This is a genomic window from Nostoc sp. 106C, from assembly GCF_002154725.1.
Taxonomy (GTDB): Bacteria; Cyanobacteriota; Cyanobacteriia; order Cyanobacteriales; family Nostocaceae; genus Aulosira.
Genome location: NZ_MTAW01000124.1, coordinates 68,290 through 85,764 on the forward strand (window position 1 = coordinate 68,290; position 17,475 = coordinate 85,764).

The 17,475-nt window shown below is 42.0% G+C and carries 17 protein-coding genes; 8 read left to right on the forward strand and 9 right to left on the reverse strand.

Going from position 1 to position 17,475, the window contains the following annotated elements:
* Positions 1–90: 90 nt before the first annotated feature.
* The 4 genes from rplB to rplC form a co-directional block, all read right to left on the reverse strand.
* On the reverse strand, positions 91–954 hold the full coding sequence (gene rplB, locus BV375_RS18340; protein WP_086688732.1) for a 50S ribosomal protein L2: 864 nt from the start codon (positions 952–954) through the stop codon (positions 91–93).
* Between the two features lie 7 nt (positions 955–961).
* Positions 962–1,276 (reverse strand): 50S ribosomal protein L23, encoded by a 315-nt coding sequence (locus BV375_RS18345; RefSeq protein WP_086762906.1) that lies wholly within the window; start codon positions 1,274–1,276, stop codon positions 962–964.
* Complete coding sequence (rplD, locus tag BV375_RS18350; protein WP_086762908.1) at positions 1,269–1,901, reverse strand: 50S ribosomal protein L4; 633 nt, start codon at positions 1,899–1,901, stop codon at positions 1,269–1,271. Before rplD ends, BV375_RS18345 begins: the two co-directional genes overlap by 8 nt.
* A 122-nt stretch (positions 1,902–2,023) precedes the next feature.
* Complete coding sequence (gene rplC / locus BV375_RS18355; protein ID WP_086688729.1) at positions 2,024–2,659, reverse strand: 50S ribosomal protein L3; 636 nt, start codon at positions 2,657–2,659, stop codon at positions 2,024–2,026.
* 233 nt (positions 2,660–2,892) lie between these two features.
* Here rplC and BV375_RS36085 point away from each other — a divergent pair, with 233 nt between their 5' ends.
* Both BV375_RS36085 and BV375_RS18360 read left to right on the forward strand, forming a co-directional pair.
* Entirely contained in the window at positions 2,893–3,132 is a 240-nt protein-coding gene (locus tag BV375_RS36085; RefSeq protein WP_134075754.1) for a hypothetical protein, read from the forward strand.
* Between the two features lie 497 nt (positions 3,133–3,629).
* Positions 3,630–4,106: an NAD(P)H-quinone oxidoreductase subunit N gene (locus BV375_RS18360; protein ID WP_086762910.1), complete on the forward strand. Its 477-nt coding sequence runs from the start codon at positions 3,630–3,632 to the stop codon at positions 4,104–4,106.
* A gap of 49 nt (positions 4,107–4,155) precedes the next feature.
* Here the strand turns inward: BV375_RS18360 and BV375_RS18365 are convergent, their stop codons facing one another.
* Positions 4,156–4,626, reverse strand: coding sequence for a GNAT family N-acetyltransferase (locus tag BV375_RS18365; protein WP_086762998.1), 471 nt, complete (start codon positions 4,624–4,626; stop codon positions 4,156–4,158).
* 592 nt (positions 4,627–5,218) lie between these two features.
* Between BV375_RS18365 and BV375_RS18370 the strand changes: the two genes are divergently transcribed.
* The 3 genes from BV375_RS18370 (at position 5,219) to BV375_RS18380 (ending at position 8,895) form a co-directional block, all read left to right on the forward strand.
* Positions 5,219–6,073 carry an RnfABCDGE type electron transport complex subunit D gene (locus BV375_RS18370; RefSeq protein ID WP_086762912.1) on the forward strand — a complete coding sequence of 285 codons (855 nt, stop codon included), beginning with the start codon at positions 5,219–5,221 and terminating at the stop codon, positions 6,071–6,073.
* 34 nt (positions 6,074–6,107) lie between these two features.
* Positions 6,108–7,484 (forward strand): DUF2330 domain-containing protein, encoded by a 1,377-nt coding sequence (locus BV375_RS18375; RefSeq protein ID WP_086762914.1) that lies wholly within the window; start codon positions 6,108–6,110, stop codon positions 7,482–7,484.
* Positions 7,485–8,244: 760 nt separating this feature from the next.
* On the forward strand, positions 8,245–8,895 hold the full coding sequence (locus BV375_RS18380; protein ID WP_086762916.1) for a hypothetical protein: 651 nt from the start codon (positions 8,245–8,247) through the stop codon (positions 8,893–8,895).
* 8 nt (positions 8,896–8,903) lie between these two features.
* Here BV375_RS18380 and BV375_RS18385 read toward each other — a convergent pair whose 3' ends face one another.
* The 3 genes from BV375_RS18385 to BV375_RS18395 all read right to left on the reverse strand — a co-directional run bounded on the left by BV375_RS18385 (position 8,904) and on the right by BV375_RS18395 (position 11,434).
* Complete coding sequence (locus BV375_RS18385; RefSeq protein ID WP_086762918.1) at positions 8,904–9,485, reverse strand: hypothetical protein; 582 nt, start codon at positions 9,483–9,485, stop codon at positions 8,904–8,906.
* Complete coding sequence (locus BV375_RS18390) at positions 9,466–10,725, reverse strand: peptidoglycan-binding domain-containing protein (RefSeq protein WP_086762920.1); 1,260 nt, start codon at positions 10,723–10,725, stop codon at positions 9,466–9,468. Before BV375_RS18390 ends, BV375_RS18385 begins: the two co-directional genes overlap by 20 nt.
* Positions 10,726–10,942: 217 nt before the next feature.
* A complete protein-coding gene (locus tag BV375_RS18395; protein ID WP_086762922.1) occupies positions 10,943–11,434 on the reverse strand; it encodes an orange carotenoid protein N-terminal domain-containing protein in 492 nt (163 codons plus the stop codon).
* A 434-nt stretch (positions 11,435–11,868) separates the two neighbouring features.
* On the opposite strand from BV375_RS18395, the gene BV375_RS18400 reads away from it, so the two are divergent.
* The 3 genes from BV375_RS18400 to BV375_RS18410 all read left to right on the forward strand — a co-directional run bounded on the left by BV375_RS18400 (position 11,869) and on the right by BV375_RS18410 (position 14,968).
* On the forward strand, positions 11,869–13,413 hold the full coding sequence (locus tag BV375_RS18400) for an FAD-dependent oxidoreductase (RefSeq protein WP_086762924.1): 1,545 nt from the start codon (positions 11,869–11,871) through the stop codon (positions 13,411–13,413).
* A 79-nt stretch (positions 13,414–13,492) separates the two neighbouring features.
* On the forward strand, positions 13,493–14,197 hold the full coding sequence (locus BV375_RS18405; protein ID WP_086762926.1) for an actin-binding WH2 domain-containing protein: 705 nt from the start codon (positions 13,493–13,495) through the stop codon (positions 14,195–14,197).
* A gap of 63 nt (positions 14,198–14,260) precedes the next feature.
* Positions 14,261–14,968: an actin-binding WH2 domain-containing protein gene (locus BV375_RS18410; RefSeq protein WP_086762928.1), complete on the forward strand. Its 708-nt coding sequence runs from the start codon at positions 14,261–14,263 to the stop codon at positions 14,966–14,968.
* 91 nt (positions 14,969–15,059) lie between these two features.
* On the opposite strand, the gene BV375_RS18415 is transcribed toward BV375_RS18410, so the two are convergent.
* Positions 15,060–17,402, reverse strand: a complete 2,343-nt coding sequence (locus BV375_RS18415; protein WP_086762930.1) for an ATP-binding protein — start codon at positions 17,400–17,402, stop codon at positions 15,060–15,062.
* Between the last annotated feature and the right edge of the window lie 73 nt (positions 17,403–17,475).

Here is a 17,475-nt window from a genome sequence, read left to right on the forward strand (position 1 = left end):
GTTCTAAGTTTTAAGTTTTGAGTTTTGAGTTTTAAGTTTTGAGTTTGACAATTCTACTCAGCACTCTTTACTCATTACTCACAACATAAGTTAAGATTCACGACCACCGCGACCGCGTTTAGAAGACTTACGCCGACGGCGCACAATTAATTTACTGCTAGCTTTTTTGGGTTTGCGTGTTTTTGCACCCAAAGTAGGTTTACCCCAAGGAGTGACTGGTCCTGGTCTCCCAATTGGTGCTCTACCTTCACCACCACCGTGGGGATGGTCAACTGGGTTCATAACGCTACCTCTAACTTTAGGACGGCGTCCTTTCCAGCGATTTCGTCCAGCTTTACCTGCACTTAAGTTTCTGGCGTCGGTGTTGCCTACTTGTCCAATGGTGGCGTAGCATTCGCGGCGAATTAAGCGAACTTCGCCGGAAGGCAGCTTCAGGGTAACGTAATTACCTTCTTTGGCTACAACTTGTGCGGTCGCCCCAGCAGAACGTACGATTTGACCACCTTTGCCAGGAGTCATCTCAACATTATGAACGCCGGTACCTAAGGGAATATTCGCTAGGGGTAAAGCATTCCCATCTTCGATTGGAGATTCCGGACCAGCAATGATTCTTGTCCCAACTTTTAACCCATTGGGCTGGAGAATGTAGCGTTTCTCTCCATCTTCATACACAACCAGAGCAATTCTTGCATTCCGATTTGGATCATACTCAATTGCTGTGACTGTAGCAGCAATGTTCCGCTTGTCTCTTTTAAAGTCGATGATGCGGTAAAGCTGTTTATGTCCGCCACCCCGGCGACGGCTGGTAATTCGCCCTTGATTATTGCGGCCTTTGGGACGATGTACGTTCTTGGTTAAGGATTTTTCTGGCTCAGTTTTAGTGATTTCCGCAAAGTCAGAGATTGTAACTTGGCGAGTACTAGGGGTATAGGGGCGATAAGAACGAGTACCCATTTTTGTTTTATACCTCTGGGAATAGAACTTGTCTAACCTTTTCTACATCCCCAGATGCGATGGTAACAATCGCTTTCTTGTATTGGGGCTTGTAACCAATAAATTTGCCCACACGGCGTTTTTTCCGTGGTGGATTCAAAGTATTGACTTTGACAACCTTGACTTGAAATAAGTCTTCGATCGCGGCTTTAATTTCTGGTTTGGTCGCCTTTGGAGTTACTTCAAACGTATATTTGTTTAACTCCATCAGAATGGTCGCTTTTTCGGTAACAATTGGGCGACGAATTAAGTCAGCTAAGTTACGGGGGTCGAAGTTAGGCACTGTAGACCTCCTGAATTTTTGCTATGGCTGATGCTGTAACTACAATCTTGTCAGCGTGCAGCAAATCGAAAACATTTAGCTGATTTGCGGCAATTACCTTTAAATTTTCTATGTTGCGGGCTGACAAATGGATGTTATCCGCAATTTCAGACAAAATTAACAGTGTCTTATTTTCAGGCGCAGCTCCCCAACGAGCTAGTGCTGCTACTAATTCTTTAGTCTTGGGGCGTGATAACTGTTCGCTAAATTCTTCTACTACAATCAAATCGTCAACACGACTCACAAAAGCTGTTCGCAGTGCTAAGCGCCGCTCTTTGCGGTTCATCTTTAAATCATAATCTCTAGGTTTTGGTCCAAAGATTACACCACCACCACGCCACAGAGGTGAACGAATTGACCCTGCACGAGCGCGACCTGTACCTTTTTGCCGCCAAGGTTTGCGACCACCGCCTCTGACTTCAGAACGGGTTTTTGTACTGGCAGTTCCTTGACGAGCATTAGTCTGTTGTCTAACCAAGGCTCGATGCACAATATGAGCTGCTGTTTCTTCTTTCGCAACCCGCAACTCAAACGAAGTCTCTCCGACTTGTTCTCCTTGCCAATTTTTAACTATACTCTCAACCATCTTTGTCACTTGTCCTGTGTCATTTGTCCTCTGTCACTTGTCCTCTGTCACTTGTCCTTAGCCAATGACTAATGACAACTGTACAGACGCGATTAATCGCGTCTCTAACAAATGACTGTTGACTACTTACCAACTAGCTTGGCAGGTACGATACTCACCAGCGCACCTGGTTTACCAGGAATGGCTCCTTTGATTAGCAGCAAATTGCGCTCTGCATCGACTCGTACTACAGTCAACTTGCGGATTGTGACGCGGCTACCGCCCAAACGTCCTGCCATCCGTTTTCCAGGATAGACACGACCAGGGGTGGTACCAGCACCAATAGAACCTGGTGCTCTATGGTTTTTGGAACCATGTGACATGGGTCCGCGACCAAAATTGTTGCGCTTTTGGTTGCCCGCAAAACCGCGACCGATACTTGTACCGATTACATCTACAATTTGACCTGCACTAAAAATATCTGCTTTAATTTCTTGACCTAAAGCATAATCGCTGGAAGTATCTGTGTGATACTCGCTTAGGTGACGTAACGCTGGGGCAGATGATTTTGCTAAGTGACCTAAGAGCGGTTTGTTTAACGCTTTAGGTTTAACTTCACCAAAACCAACTTGAATCGCGGCGTAACCGTCAGTCTGTTTCGTCTTAACTTGGGTAACAGTGCATGGTCCCGCTTGTATGACGGTGACAGGAATTGCTACTCCTGCATCGTCAAATATTTGGGTCATGCCCAGCTTGGTGCCGAGAATACCTACAGACACAGTAACTGGTTCTCCTTATCTAGTTGCTAACCTTGGCATCGAACTCTAAAAGACAGGCTTTTCATATACCGGTTGAGGTTAGACTAGCCTCTGAAATTTTAGAGATGCATTGGCACCCTAACTTCTCCGGGACACAAAAAACTATGTCCTTACTGTTTGGTGAATTCGTTTACTTTCACTCACTTATTCACCAGAACAACCATCAGCACCTTCGTTTTGGGAAGGAATAACTTTTGGAATCAAGGCAAGGCTTTAGAGCTTTGCGCTTTGTGCAGCAATGCTTTTATCTAAGCGATCGCTTAGGCACTTTCTGGAGGCGGGCGCTAACATCGGATTTACCAACGGTCAGCGACAGCCGTGTTGTAGGGGGACTTAAGCAGCTTCATGCCACTCAGTATCCTTTAACTAAGACTGACGTAATGCTATCAAACCAACATTACCGCTCAGCTTCTACTCCAACTAGAATACCTTAAACTATTGTTCAAGGTTTTGCCTACTTTTTCAGGACTACAGGAGTGAATGTAGCCTATAACTTAGGGTTGGTTTTAATTTTCCATCCACATAAGTTCTATAGTTGACCTGAAAGCTTTTTCAGTTTACCAGTCTCTGATCGCTCTTTTGCTAGCTTTCTCCAAATTTGGAATCAAGTTTTTATCCCTTGATGCTCACACTAGCGCAGAATCTCAATAAGAGGGCAACCTAATTTGCGTATTTGGTCACAATCTAACAATATAAATGATTTATTTAGATTTGTCTATAAATTTTTTGGATAATGGGCATGGGGCATTTGTTATTTCTTTGCTGCTTCCTTGTCCCCTTCCCCTGTCCAAATGTATCAAAGTTGCAGTGAAGCGATATCAATTGATTGACAGGCGATAAACCTAATCTAGATCATAAATTAATTGTTGAACCGAATTTAGCGGTTCACGGTAAATAATAGAGATATCTAAGTGAGATAGAAAGAATATCTATGGCACTACTTACCACTGGCAACGCTTTTATTCGCGAACTTGAAAAAGTTGGCTCTCTAGGTGTTTATGTACCTCCTGAGGGAGGTTATGAAGGTCGGTATCAACGCCGACTGCGTGCAACTGGCTACGTCACCCTCCACATGAGCGCTAAGGGGCTAGGAGATTTGGCAGCCTATCTCACAGGAGTTCATGGAGTCAGACCGCCTCATTTAGGTAAAAAAAGTACTGGTACGGGTGCGGCAGTAGGTTATGTATACTATTTGCCTCCTATCATCAGTTCTCACATAGAACAGTTACCGCCAAAGTCCAAGGGACTGGTGTTGTGGATTATTGAGGGGCATATTCTTTCCAATCAGGAAATTGATTTCTTAACGTCTTTACCCCGCTTGGAACCAAAAGTGAAAGTAGTAATCGAGAGGGGTGGCGATCGCGCCTTCCGTTGGACTCCTCTAGAAAAAACACTTTTAGCTAGTTAGTTCTTGGTCATTAGTCATTAGTCTCTTGACTTTTGGCTCTTGACGACTATTAATTCAACTCCATCAGCATTTCTATAGTGCTGATGCGAAAACCACAAGATGCAAACAACCGCCGCGCCGCTTCGTTAATAGCTGCGGTATCTAGCCTGATTTGCTTGACACCCATGTCATCAAAGCGTTCAATAGCCTGCATCACCATCTGCCGTGCTACTCCTTGTTGGCGATATTCTGGCTCAACCCAAATATCATGAATAAAGGCAAATTCTTGTAACCGATAAATTGGGATTTCGCGTTCAACTGTTGCTACTAAAAACGCTACCAATTTATCTTCATCTTCAGTTACCAAAAATACGCTTTGACCGTTATTTGCCAACCGCCCCAACCATTTTTCATAACGCTGCTCTGGATAGGGAAGAAAACCATATTTGGCAGAATCCCAAGAATCATGCAAAGCACAAATTTTAGCAACCATCGGTAAAACTTGAGGTACGTCAGTTGGTGTAGCAGTCCGGATTAGCATAAACTCTGGAGGCACAAATAGGCTAAAAAATGCCAGATCGCTCTGATTATTCTATCTTCTCTAGGGAATCAGTCGCTTTATTATTAGCGTTATCTTTGAGAAAATAGTTTTGCGGTTCCTACTGCTGAATCTGTTGTAGAAGCGCTTCTGTTTTTTGATACCTTGGTGTGTTTCCTTGCTGCACAGGTTTCATGATTTTTCCTCCAGCGGTATCTTCCTCTATCAATCATTGTAGTTAAGTACCTAAACAACAATATTTACAGTCATTGCGAGCGAAGCGTAAAGCCTGCGGCATAGCTTCGCTTAACGCTGAAAGCGTTCCCGCAGGGTAGCAATCGCAAGGGGTGGGATTGCTACCCTGCGGGAAGCCGCTGCGCGTCTACATTCCGCTTCGCTGCATAAAGCAATGACACTGTGTAATTAATTTTGAGTAACTACTTAGGAAGCAAAAAGTAGCTTTGAGCGTCTTATCTGTTACAAACATTTTTGAATTGAAATCAGTTTGTAACAAAAACTGTAACAACCGTGTATTTTAGTTTGTATCCGTCTAAATTGATGAAAAAACTCCGAGTAATCCCTGAGTAGACGGGTAATGTTGCTTAATGATATCCGAGATTATCAGATTCTGTTTCTTTCCTTGTTCCTAGTTTTGGGAATTGGGACAAGGGACTGGACACTGCGACCAGAGATGATAGGGGTGGCGATCGCCACTTGTCTATTAACGCAATGGATTTTGTCATCGATTATTAGCCAAGAACAAAAGCTAAATATTCGTAGTGCCCTAATTACCTCATTAGGACTCAGCTTACTGTTGCGGGCCGATCATTGGACAACAATGGCTTTAGCCGCAGTAAGTGCGATCGCTAGCAAATTTTTCTTCCAGGTTGGTAATAAGCATTTCTTCAATCCAGCAAACTTTGGCATTATTACTGCTTTACTACTTACCTCTGATGCTTGGGTTTCACCAGGACAGTGGGGAGAGGATTGGTGGTATGGGCTGTTGTTTGTCGGGACTGGTGGCATGATTGTGCAGCGAATTGGTCGCTGGGACACTACAGCCGCATTCTTGGGTTCTTACTCACTGCTAGAGGCGATTCGTAATCTCTGGCTGGGTTGGACATGGGATGTTTACTGGCATCGGTTGATGAGTGGATCTTTGTTGTTATTTGCCTTATTTATGGTCACCGATCCGCGGTCAATTCCCAATGCCAGAATCGGGCGGATAGTTTGGGCATTCTGCATTGCCATATTGACTTTTATACTGCGGAATTACTTTTTTATTTCCAGCGCAGTTTTCTGGGCACTGTTTATCCTAGCGCCGTTGACTCTTCTGTTCGATGCCTTCTGGTCAGCCCCAGAATTTTCCTGGTTGAGAAAAGATAGGAACACTAGTGTTACTGAAAATTCTCCAGTATCAAGTCCCCAGCCTCTAATGCCCAGTCCGTAAATGTTTTAAACACTGAAAACAATCGAGAAATAAAATGAAACCTTTAAGATTCTTTATCCCAATAGTGATGGCATTGATAGCTGTGCTATGCTTTGCCCCTACAGCATGGGCATTCTGTGGATTTTATGTCTCCAAAGCTGATACTAAGCTGTATAACAAAGCTTCTCAGGTAGTGATTGCGCGGGATGGCGATCGCACCGTCTTGACAATGGCTAACGATTTTCAAGGCGAAGTCAAAGATTTTGCGATCGTTGTACCTGTACCAACAGTGCTGCAAAAAGAGCAAGTCCATGTTGCTGAACCCAAGATTATCGAGCGTTTAGATGCTTTTAGCGCACCGCGATTGGTAGAATATTTCGACTCAGATCCCTGTGCTCAACTTTATGAGTATGACAAACCTCAAGCAGCACCTGCACCAGCATCTAGAAATGAAGCAGGGGGTACAAGAGGGCGTGCTGATAGTTTGGGTGTCACTGTTGAGGCGCGTTTTAACGTTGGCGAATACGACATTGTGATTCTCAGCGCTAAAGAATCTGGAGGATTGGAAACCTGGCTGAACCGCAATGGCTACAAAATTCCAAAAGGAGCAAAAGAGTTACTTCAGCCTTATGTTCGTTCCTCAATGAAATTCTTTGTTGCTAAAGTCAACCTCGATAAATTTGAGGCATCTGGCTATCAGTTACTCCGTCCTCTACAAATTTCCTACAAATCACCCAGGTTCATGCTGCCTATTCGTTTAGGCATGATCAACGCTGCCAGCGAGCAGGATGTAATTGTCTATATCCTATCGCCGAAAGGGCAAGCAGAAACTACCAACTACCGAACAGTAAAAATTCCCTCTAATACCAACATTCCACTTTTTGTCAAAGATGAATTTGGCGAATTTTATAAGTCTATGTTCCAGACTTCCTACAATAAAGAAGACCGGAAAGTGGCTTTCTTAGAATATGCTTGGGATATGAGTAGTTGCGATCCTTGTTCTGCCGAACCCTTATCTCAAGAGGAACTCAAGCAAGCAGGTGTATTTTGGCTGGATGGTGATTCCGCTAATGGAGTTCCAGCACCTCGTAGTTTCCGTCCTCCTGTTTCTAGCAGTAGTGTCTTCATCAGTCGGTTGCATATCCGTTATACCCGCAACAAATTTCCTGAAGATCCGATGTTCCAAGACACTTCCAATCGCGAATCTTTTCAGGGGCGCTACATTTTACAACATCCATTTTTAGGTGAAGTCAAATGTCCAGCTGGGCGGGAATATAAGCAGTCTTTGCCTAAGCGTTTTGAACAAGAGGCGCAAACTCTAGCCAAGCTAACCAACTGGAATATTCAAGACATTCGCCGCAAAATGAAGTTGACTGTTGGCGAGATCACAACTTCTTGGTGGCAAAGTTTCTTTTCTTGGCTGGGGTTATAGCTAGATCGCACTCAGCTAATGTGTTTTGAAGTCGCATAATTCGCAGCTTCAGCAAGACGTGAAGAAAGGTAACCTAATTACCTCTTTGCGTCTTTTCTGTCAGAATCCCTCAAAGTCTTTATTTGTTTTATGAGATAGGAAAATAAAGCTTACATCAATTTGAAAAATGATTGCGACAGATGGAAATCTAAAACGCTTATCCAATAGATGTTTCACAATCACGCCACTTGCTACAACGCGGCGGCACTTCCTACCCTGCGGGAAGCCACCCTCCGGGTGTCTACAAGTCGGCGGAGCCGCCCAACGGAGTGCCTTGGGAACCCGCGCAACGCAGTGGCTCCAAAATCTAGCTTGAAAAGTTTGCTCAAGTTGGGAAACCCGCCCACGCAACGCCAGGTGCTTTAAGCCGGGAAACCCGACGCTACTTGCTACAACGGAGGGAACCTCCCTCCGGGTTCACCAGTCCCCTACGGCAGGAAACCCGCCTTCAGGGCTGGATTCACCGCAACGCACTGGCTCTCCAACGCACTGGCTCAACTTTTCGCAAAATCTAAAATGGGATTACGCAACTGGCACACTAAATAAAGGTTAGGGCTATCAAGAGTCTAAACTTTAAGAACCGTTGACCAATAACAGCCTCAACAAGAAATCCCTAACACTTGCGTCAGTCCTGAAAACCAATATCACGACAGAGGGTAATTTTTTAGTACATTGTTACACGCAATACTATGATATTCTTGCGTTCTTAACTCAGATTGGTATGGTTGAATTGGATGAACAGCTACGCTACTTAGTTGCACAAGCCTGTGAAAACCCACCCGGGAGTCCTCAGCGTCAGAAGCTGCTTACGCAAATCATTCGTTTGAGTGCAAGTAGACTCTGGAAGGAAAGTACTTCCTATTATCAAGACGCACTGCAACAAACTTGGTTATATTTTTGCCGCAACATTTGTGAAGCTAGCACAGGTCAAGCTTACGATCCCACTTATGGAAGTGTTGTAACTTGGCTGAATGCCTATTTAAAACGCCGACTTCAAGACTTTTACCTCTACCAGCAGCGAGAACAAATAATTAAAGTACCTTTGAAGGTGCGCCATTCTACTTCAGGCGACAATAGTAACACGATTGACCCAGTAGAGAACCTAGCTGCTACCCCGGAAGCTCCACCAATTTTGGAAAACGTCAGGATCTGGGCGGAAGCCGATACCAGCGGGGAACTATGCAGTACTTGTATTAAAGGGCGTCCAGATGTAAATTGTCAGGTATTAATTTTGAAACGCTTACCCCCAGAAGCTAGTTGGAAAGAATTGTCTGAGGAATTTGGTTTATCAATTCCAACTTTAAGCAGTTTTTATCAGCGTCAGTGTTTACCCCGGTTGCGTAAATTTGCGGAAGTTGAGGGGTACTTATAAGCTTCAGTCTATTCCAACCTGATGTCGCGCCTGACTGTTACTGAATTGACAATGCCATCTTCGACACCATGCTCTTGTGGCGTGACATCCGCAATAACTGCACAAGTACGTGGCATATTTGGAATATCAACCTCAAAAACTAGTTTGGTTGGTCTATTGCTATGAAGCTTTGGTGGTTTTGAATAATTACCAAAAGCATCACTCAGCATTTTCACTGTAAGTTTATTTGTCTCAGCTAAAATAAGTTCTACGTGTGCTGGCTCATTAGTTCCGGCTTGCCGTACAATCTGCGCCTCTTTAAAAGCAGAATTCGATGGCCGAACAATCACAGGCCAGTCCTTTCCTTGGTCTTCTACAATTGTACCTAGGCTGGTGGCAGCTTCTTGGGCAGTCAAGGGTGCGTTAGATAAAACATTACACAGCTTTTGTAAAGTCTCAATCATTGTTGTCTCCTGATTCAGCTTTGCCTGTAAGGGTGCGATCGCACTTTTATGAGGTTGGGAAATAGATATTGCACCAGTCTGACAGCTAGTTAAAGCGCAGAGAGAAATGGCGATTATCTGGAGAAGTTTACTTTTTGAGATAAGCATCTGTAACTGCTCCACCCACTCTCCAAGCATCAGCTTCCTCTGGCAAGTCTCTGTACTTCTCGTATGCTATGTCATACTGCTTCTGCGCTTTATCTAGCTTTGCCTGATTAGCATCTGTAGGAGACTTATCATGCTGCTCTTTAGCTTTGTCTAAAGCTTTTTGTTTGGTATCGAGATCTGTAAGAACCCGATCGCGATAATCTGCCTTTGCTCCATATACACTCTCATACCAGCCTTCAGCTATGAGTGCTTCCATACTGCCTGATTTGAGTGGGTTGTTGACAGCACTGCTGGCAATATTAGGGGGAATGTCCATCTCTTTGGCGATCGCTTTGGCAGATTTTCCCTTTCCAGCTAGCATCTGCGCCATCATATACCATTGTTCCGCATGTCGGGATTCATGGTAGACCGTATCAGCAATATCGGCCGCCGCTTCATCAGTCAGTGAGGCTTGGGAAAAAGCTTCTTTGCCTAAATCTAATGTCCAGGTAACAAAATCAAACTGACCTGCATCTGCTCCCAAATCTTTGATAGCCTTGTTACAAGCAGGTACACCCGCAGCCGTAAGTTGCTTGTTGACTACTGTTAACAAAGCATCGGCTCGTTCATTTGTAGTTTTCAGTTTTGCCCAATCAGCCTGAACTTGCTTGGCTTCACCTACATACTCATCAGTAGCATCAGTTGTGGCTAATCCTGTAGGGAATGCTGCTGGTAAGGTTCTTGGCCCTGCTTTACCATCTACCTTCAGGGGTGGGTGTTCCTGCTGCCATTTTGCCACAGCTTGAATTGTCTCGTCGTCAATCGCTCCTGTAGGTGTACTTCCGACTGTCTGCTGAATCTGCGTAATAATCTCAGGCGTATATTGTTTACTACGGCTAGCATAATAAGCTTTAGCTGAACTCACCTGTGCAGCTGTTAGCAATTCAGCGTCTTTGTCCCCGAATCGTTGTACCTCTAAATTAGAAGTAAGTCTGGCTTGGGGACGCAGTGATATCCGGCTAATATCGTGACTTAAAGGCTGTTGTAGTGAAGCTTCTTCTGCCAACGTTTCACCATCAGACGGCAATGCTTGGGGGTTTGACGACTCCCGATCCACTTTTTTAGCCAAAATCCGCTCTGCTGGCAAACTAAAACCGCGTGTTAAATTCGCCAACGAAGGGGATGTTGGTGATGTTAGCGATGGATTTGTAGATTTGGATGTACCTGCTTTCTGGCGCTGTGCCCTGATGCGCTCACTCATCTGGTTCAATCCCCCAACAGTAACCTAGCCACGGCATACTGTTAAGACGCATCATATACTTAACCAAGATGCGATCGCTATCGACTTTAGTATAATTGGCGAAATTGGGAATTTCTCAGTTCTGTTTTAATACACATACATTTAGCTTCCTATAGTTAATCAACCATAGGAAGCAAGCTTTTATTTAACTATTACAGCAGACGCAAAAGTTCAGAATTTAAATTTCCGCACCAGCTTTTGGTTCAGCCCCCATTGGTGCAACATAATCACGGAAAAGAGTAATCTGCTGCTCAAAACCTAATCCTTTAATCTGATCTAATAGAGCTTGAGATTGTGATGGAAGCTGATAATCAGCAGGGACAGGAATTATAGTACCGTTATCCATGCCTTGAGATAAGCGATACCAAAATAGTAACTTGGTTGTATCACCAAAAGAACCATATTCACGGGAGATTTGATTATCAACTTTGTTAATTAAATCCCGTTGAACTTGTAGTTGTTCTTCGTGAGATAATTCTTTAACTTGATTGAACAAACTTTCTGCAATTTCTGGGGAAACAGTGCTAGCACCGGGTGCTGCTGGTGTAATTGAGCCACCCATTTCTTTGTATATGAACCAAAACAAAGCTAGCTGTTGATCCACATCCAATTTTTGCCAAGCTTGAACATGTTCGCGAATAGTAGAATCGCTAGTTTGGGTGTATGCCATTACAAACTCCGCTTATAATTCTTCGATGTTTTATGTCTCAAATAAAGGTAACAAAGTTCTATTTATGATTTAACCCTACTGAAGATAGAAGTAGATAAATTAAAGATAAAACTGATAGAGAATTCATAGAGATACTGATATTGTAAGGGTTACAGATGATAAACTCTACTTTTAATAATTAAATTTGGCAATCAAAGGTATCAGATTAAATTTAATTTTTAACCCTACTGAAGGCAGATATATAATTAAGTAAAAATAGAAAATTGAATTGCAATTTTTGGTATTTAAATTTTTGCTATTGCTATAAATGCAATGACAGCCTGATTTACATTGCAGAGATATCGCGGATAAGTTAACCAAGGTTAGTGCATTTACCCTCTATGCTGAAAGAGGTCTAGCCTAGTAAGCACAATGATTAGAGGGGATTATTCAATATGAGCATCACCGAAGATATTCTCTCCCAACTACCAGGCGATGTGATGGAAGGACTGCGTCGTAGCGATCGCATCTTAGCATCGCTGAGGGAAGATCGTGCACCGATACCAACGGTAGTCAAACAGAACAATCAACTTTTGGACACCGTAGACTGGGATGTAATTGTCTGCGGTGGGACTTTAGGCATTTTAATTGGTTGCGCCTTAGCTGTGCAGGGAGCCAAAGTAGGATTGATTGAGCGGGGAATCCTTCGTGGTAGAGAGCAAGAATGGAACATTTCCCGCAAAGAGTTAGAAATATTTTTGGAATTGAATTTACTGACGAACGAAGAATTAGAACAAGCGATCGCCACGGAATATAACCCAGCCAGAGTCAGCTTTCAAGGTGGTACAGAAGTTTGGGTAGAGGATGTTCTCAATATTGGTGTAGATCCTGTTTATCTACTGGCTACATTGAAAACACGATTTTTGGCTGCTGGGGGTGAGTTGTGGGAAAACACACCCTTGAGTGAAGCAGTAGTTCATCCAAATGGGGTGATGGTAAACAACCAATTCAAAACTAGATTACTAATCGATGCAATGGGACATCTCTCTCCCATCGCTCAACAAGCACGTCAAGGAGAAAAGCCAGATGCGCTGTGCTTAGTTGTGGGAAGTTGTGCTCAAGGTTTTCCGGAAAATCGCTCGGGTGACTTGTTGTTATCATTTACATCCTTGCACAATCAATGCCAATACTTCTGGGAAGCTTTCCCAGCAAGGGATGGCAGAACCACCTACTTGTTTACCTACATGGATGCACACCCACAACGTTTAGGTTTAGAAGCTCTGTTTGAGGAATATCTACGCCTTCTACCACAATATCAGGGTGTGGAATTGAGTCAGTTAAAGTTTCAACGGGCACTGTTTGGCTTTTTTCCCACTTATCGCCAAAGTCCCCTCAAAACCCCTTGGAATCGTATTTTGCCAGTGGGAGATAGTAGCGGTAGTCAATCCCCTTTAAGTTTTGGTGGTTTTGGTGCTATGGTGCGTCACCTGAAGCGTTTAACTTTTGGTATTCAAGAAGCGCTGCAAACCGAGCAATTATCTGCAAAAGCGCTAGCTTTGCTGCAACCTTATCAACCAAGTTTGGCTGTTACCTGGTTGTTTCAAAAAGCGATGAGTGTTGGTGTGCATCAAAATATTCCTCCAGATCAAATTAACCAACTACTCTCAGTAGTATTTCAGGAAATGCAACAGTTGGGTTCAACCGTGCTCAAGCCATTTTTGCAAGATGTAGTACAGTTTCCCGCACTGACACAGACACTTTTGAAAACTGGTTTGGCAAATCCTGGATTAGTTGCCAAAATAATTCCTCAAGTAGGTTTAATCAATTTATTGGATTGGGTGGTGCATTACGGGAATTTAGGTGTTTACACTGCCTTATTTTGGCTGAGTCCAATGCTAGAAACATTGATAAAGCACCTGCCAAGCCAACAACAATATTATTGGCATCGCCTAGTTGATGGTTGGAAGTTTGGTTCTGGCAGCGATTATGCGGATGGATAATTTAACAAAAATTATAGACGCGATGCATCATTAATATGATTAATCGCGTTTTTACTAAAAAACTTGTGTGAGGATTAAGATGATTGAACGGCAATCTTCAGGAATTAAATATTTTACAGTACTAATTGGCTTACTGCGCGATCGCCAAGCTTTTTTAGAAGAAATCACTCAAAGTGTCAGATTACCAAGTAAAATTATTTCTCTTTTAGTTTGCAGTTCGATATTTCTGGCTATCTATGGCGGTATTATTGGCGCATATCATAGCTGGATGCAAGCTGTATCTTCGGCTATTAAACTACCAGCGCTCTATTTAATTACGCTGCTAATTTGTTTACCCACGTTGTACTTTTCTAATATTATTTTTGGTTCCAAACGTAGTTTTGGACAGCATTTTGCACTGGTACTCACTGCGGTTTCCGTAACTAGTGTACTGTTATTTAGCTTTGCACCCATTACACTATTTTTCTTGATTACCACTAATAATTACCAGTTTTTAATCTTGCTCAATGTCCTGATATTTTCCTTTACAGGATTTATCGGTATTTCTTCTTTATACCAAGCTACAAGTGTAGTATTAGAACAAGATAATGAAGGTAGCCAAACACGCCGCAAGATTATACTCTCGTGGCTATTTCTTTATGCTTTTGTGGGTAGCCAGTTAGGATGGACTCTCAGACCATTTTTTGGAACACCTGGTTCTGTATTCCAACTATTTAGAGATAGAGAAGGAAGTTTTTATTTGAGTGTTCTACAATCTATTGGCCATCTTTTAGGGATTCGTTAATAAGTAATTAGCAAGTAATTAATTCATTAATTAAACCATCAAGAATTCACTCATAAAACCATTATGCTAGAGAAGCCATCTTACAAAAACAAACAATTTGGAATTTTAATCAGTTTATTACGCGATCGCCAGGGTTTCTTAGAAGAAATTGGTCAAGGGATAAGATTACAAAGTAAAATCAGCGCTTTGTTTGTTTCCAGTTCCATTTGTTTTGCAATTTATGGTGCAATTATCGGTGCCTCTCATAGCTGGGCACAGGCATTATCTGGTGCTATCAAACTCCCCGCCTTTTATTTATTAACACTGATTATTTGTTTTCCTACTCTATTCTTTTTTAATGTTTTATTTGGATCTCGTAGCAGTTTGCAACAGCATTTTGTAGTATTGCTAACAGCTGTATCAGTAATTAGTGTACTGTTATTCAGCTTGGCACCAGTTACGCTATTTTTTATGATCACTGCTCCCAATTCTTATCAATTTTTTAAACTATTAAATGTATTAATTTTTGGCATTACAGGTATATTTGGGATCAAATTCCTTTATGAAGGAATGCAGCTACTTTCCAAACAAGATGAGGTAGGTAAAAAAACTCGCACTACTATTTTAAGATCGTGGTTACTTTTGTATGCTTTTGTAGGTATGCAGTTGGGATGGTTTTTACGACCATTTTTTGGTGCACCTGGATCTAAATTTGAGTTATTTCGAGCCGTGAGTGGCAATTTTTATCTTGATATCGTCGCGGCAATATCTGAAATTTTAGGTTTCCGTTAATTAAAATCTAGATCTTATTATGGGAGAACCAATAAGTTGGACTGGTTTCCTCCTAGAGTAGCATCTGGCGTTATTCAGATATTTGTTATTTTTAAAGCCGGGCGATCGCTATTTGTACTTTTTGAACCTGCTTGGGTGCTTGCATTTCGTTAAAGATGGAAATTGCCTGATTAAAAGTATCTCGGCTAATTGTAACTTCACCCATTCTTTGATAAGTCAAAGCCAATTGATAATGTGCTTTAGCCAGATTACATTTATCAGAAAGGGTAGCCATATTTACGATAGCGTCTAAATGCTTATTTATTGCTACCATAAATTCTCCCTTTTCACGATGTAAGGAGGCAAGACAAGAGGTAGCTCTAGCTTTTAAATAAGTGAACTGATTGTATTCACAATGGGAAATAGCTTGGTTGCAAATCTCAATTGCAGTTTCTATATGACCTAAATTTTTATAAGTTAAGCTGGTATACAATAAACTAGTACCTACTCCCCAAGAAGTTAATCTCTCGCTTGTCATTCCTGCCTTAACCTCTTGCAAGATAGCAAGAGCATCTTCTCTTATCCCTAAAGAAGAGTTTATATAAGCTAAACAACACAAAGAGTAAACAACATACTGATAATAGTTTTCGTCAGTTTCACTTAAGTTTTTAACAAAATAAAAAATATTTTTAGCTTGCTCAAGTTCCCACAAATCTATATAACAAAGTCCTAGATTAAAGTTACTCGAGATTTTTTCCTGAAAAATATCAGATCTCTCAGCAATTTGATTAGCTCGTTCATGACAATCAAGTGCTAAGGCAATATTACCTGTTTGATGATATGCACGCCCTAGCATATTATAAAGTCTACTTAAGTAATACTCAGACTTTAAGTTTTCAATCAGTGGTGTAATTACAGAAATTAATGTTTCTAATAAACCAAATCTGTAAAACAACACACCCAAAGATATACTCTTATCCCATCTATTACCTCTGTTATCTAGAATGACATTAGCTGCTTGCTCAAAGTCTCCTATTTCCACATAATGATAATAAGCTTCTAGAGCCATTAAAGCATCTTGAGGAAATTCAATTTTGCTAACAGTAGCTGTCCAAAATTCTGCTGCCTTGCGGTTGGCTATTTGCCATTCGCCGCTTGATCGCAAACGTGCGATCGCTTCTGTACAAATCACTGGATGCAGCCAATATTTTCCTTTACGGAATTCTACTAATGAACGGTCACAAAGAGATTTAATAATTCGTCTAGATAGTTGTTCTGGCACATCCCAAAGTAAGCATTCTAGTCCCTTGATGCTAACATGAGTCACATTTTGATAACGATAGCATCCCAAACGACACAGCAATCGATATGCTTCAGCATCCATTTGTGCTAAGCGATCGAACTGGCTGGTAACTAAATGCTCTAATACACCTTCAACTAACAAATTATTTTGATTTTCCCGCCAATAAACATTAGCATCTTTTTCAAAATCTCTGATAATAGCACCACTAATAATTTCCATTGCTTTGGCATTTCCACCAAAAGCTTTGCACATTTGACTGAGAGCGTTTGTTTGGAAATTAATCTGACGACTGGTAAAAAATTGTCTCCAAGCGGACTCACCCAATCCTTTTAGTGAATAGAAATTTACATCAACTCCAGACTCATAAAGACGTTCGCGGCTAGTTATAAGAGTTACTGAATGAATTGTCGGATCGGCGAGGACTCTCAACAATTCAATATAAGGACGATGATCGAGAATTATCCGACCATTTCTATCTAAAGCAGATTCCAATCCATCAATTAAGACCCCAATCTTTCGAGATCGGTTTCGTAACTTCCGCCGTAACCGCTCCAAATTAATGCCAAACTCTCTTCCTGGTTCTTCCTGAAAGTCTTTTCTGAGCCATTCCTCAACTACACTTTCTACAGAGACAATATTTTGGCTTTCTTGAGCCATCCATAGTTCTAGAAAGTAGAAACCCTGCGTTTTAAAGTACTTACGCGCTAAAGTTGTTTTGCCGACACCGCCTTCACCTTGAATCAAAATGATTTTCTTTTCCTGACTGACGAGGTTTTGTAACTCTGCTATTTCGCGATCGCGTCCTACAAAGTTAGAATCTAACTCTTGGGGTGTTGCATCATTGACGATTGAATAGATGCATTGGTAGGTGTTTTGTGCATGTTGAGTGTGCCACAATCTCTCAATCACCCCAGAGAAGTTTGATTTAGAAACTTTTTCTCCCAGCACTTTCGACAGTAGATGCCATAACTGCGCACCCACTGCTTTTAAATGTGCCTCTGTGTAACCACGGCTATCTGCAATATCGTGGTAAGTTCGCTTTTCATCCTCCCACAAATGACGCAAAATAATCCTTTGAGCCTTATGTAAGTGTTCTCCTGTCCTAAGAAAAACTAAATTATCTACAAACTCTAAGGCTTCTTCTGCACCCATCGGCTGAGATTGAGTAGTATTTGTACTTAATTATAACTATAATTTTTACTCTACCTCGCGTGTCAGTTGTCAG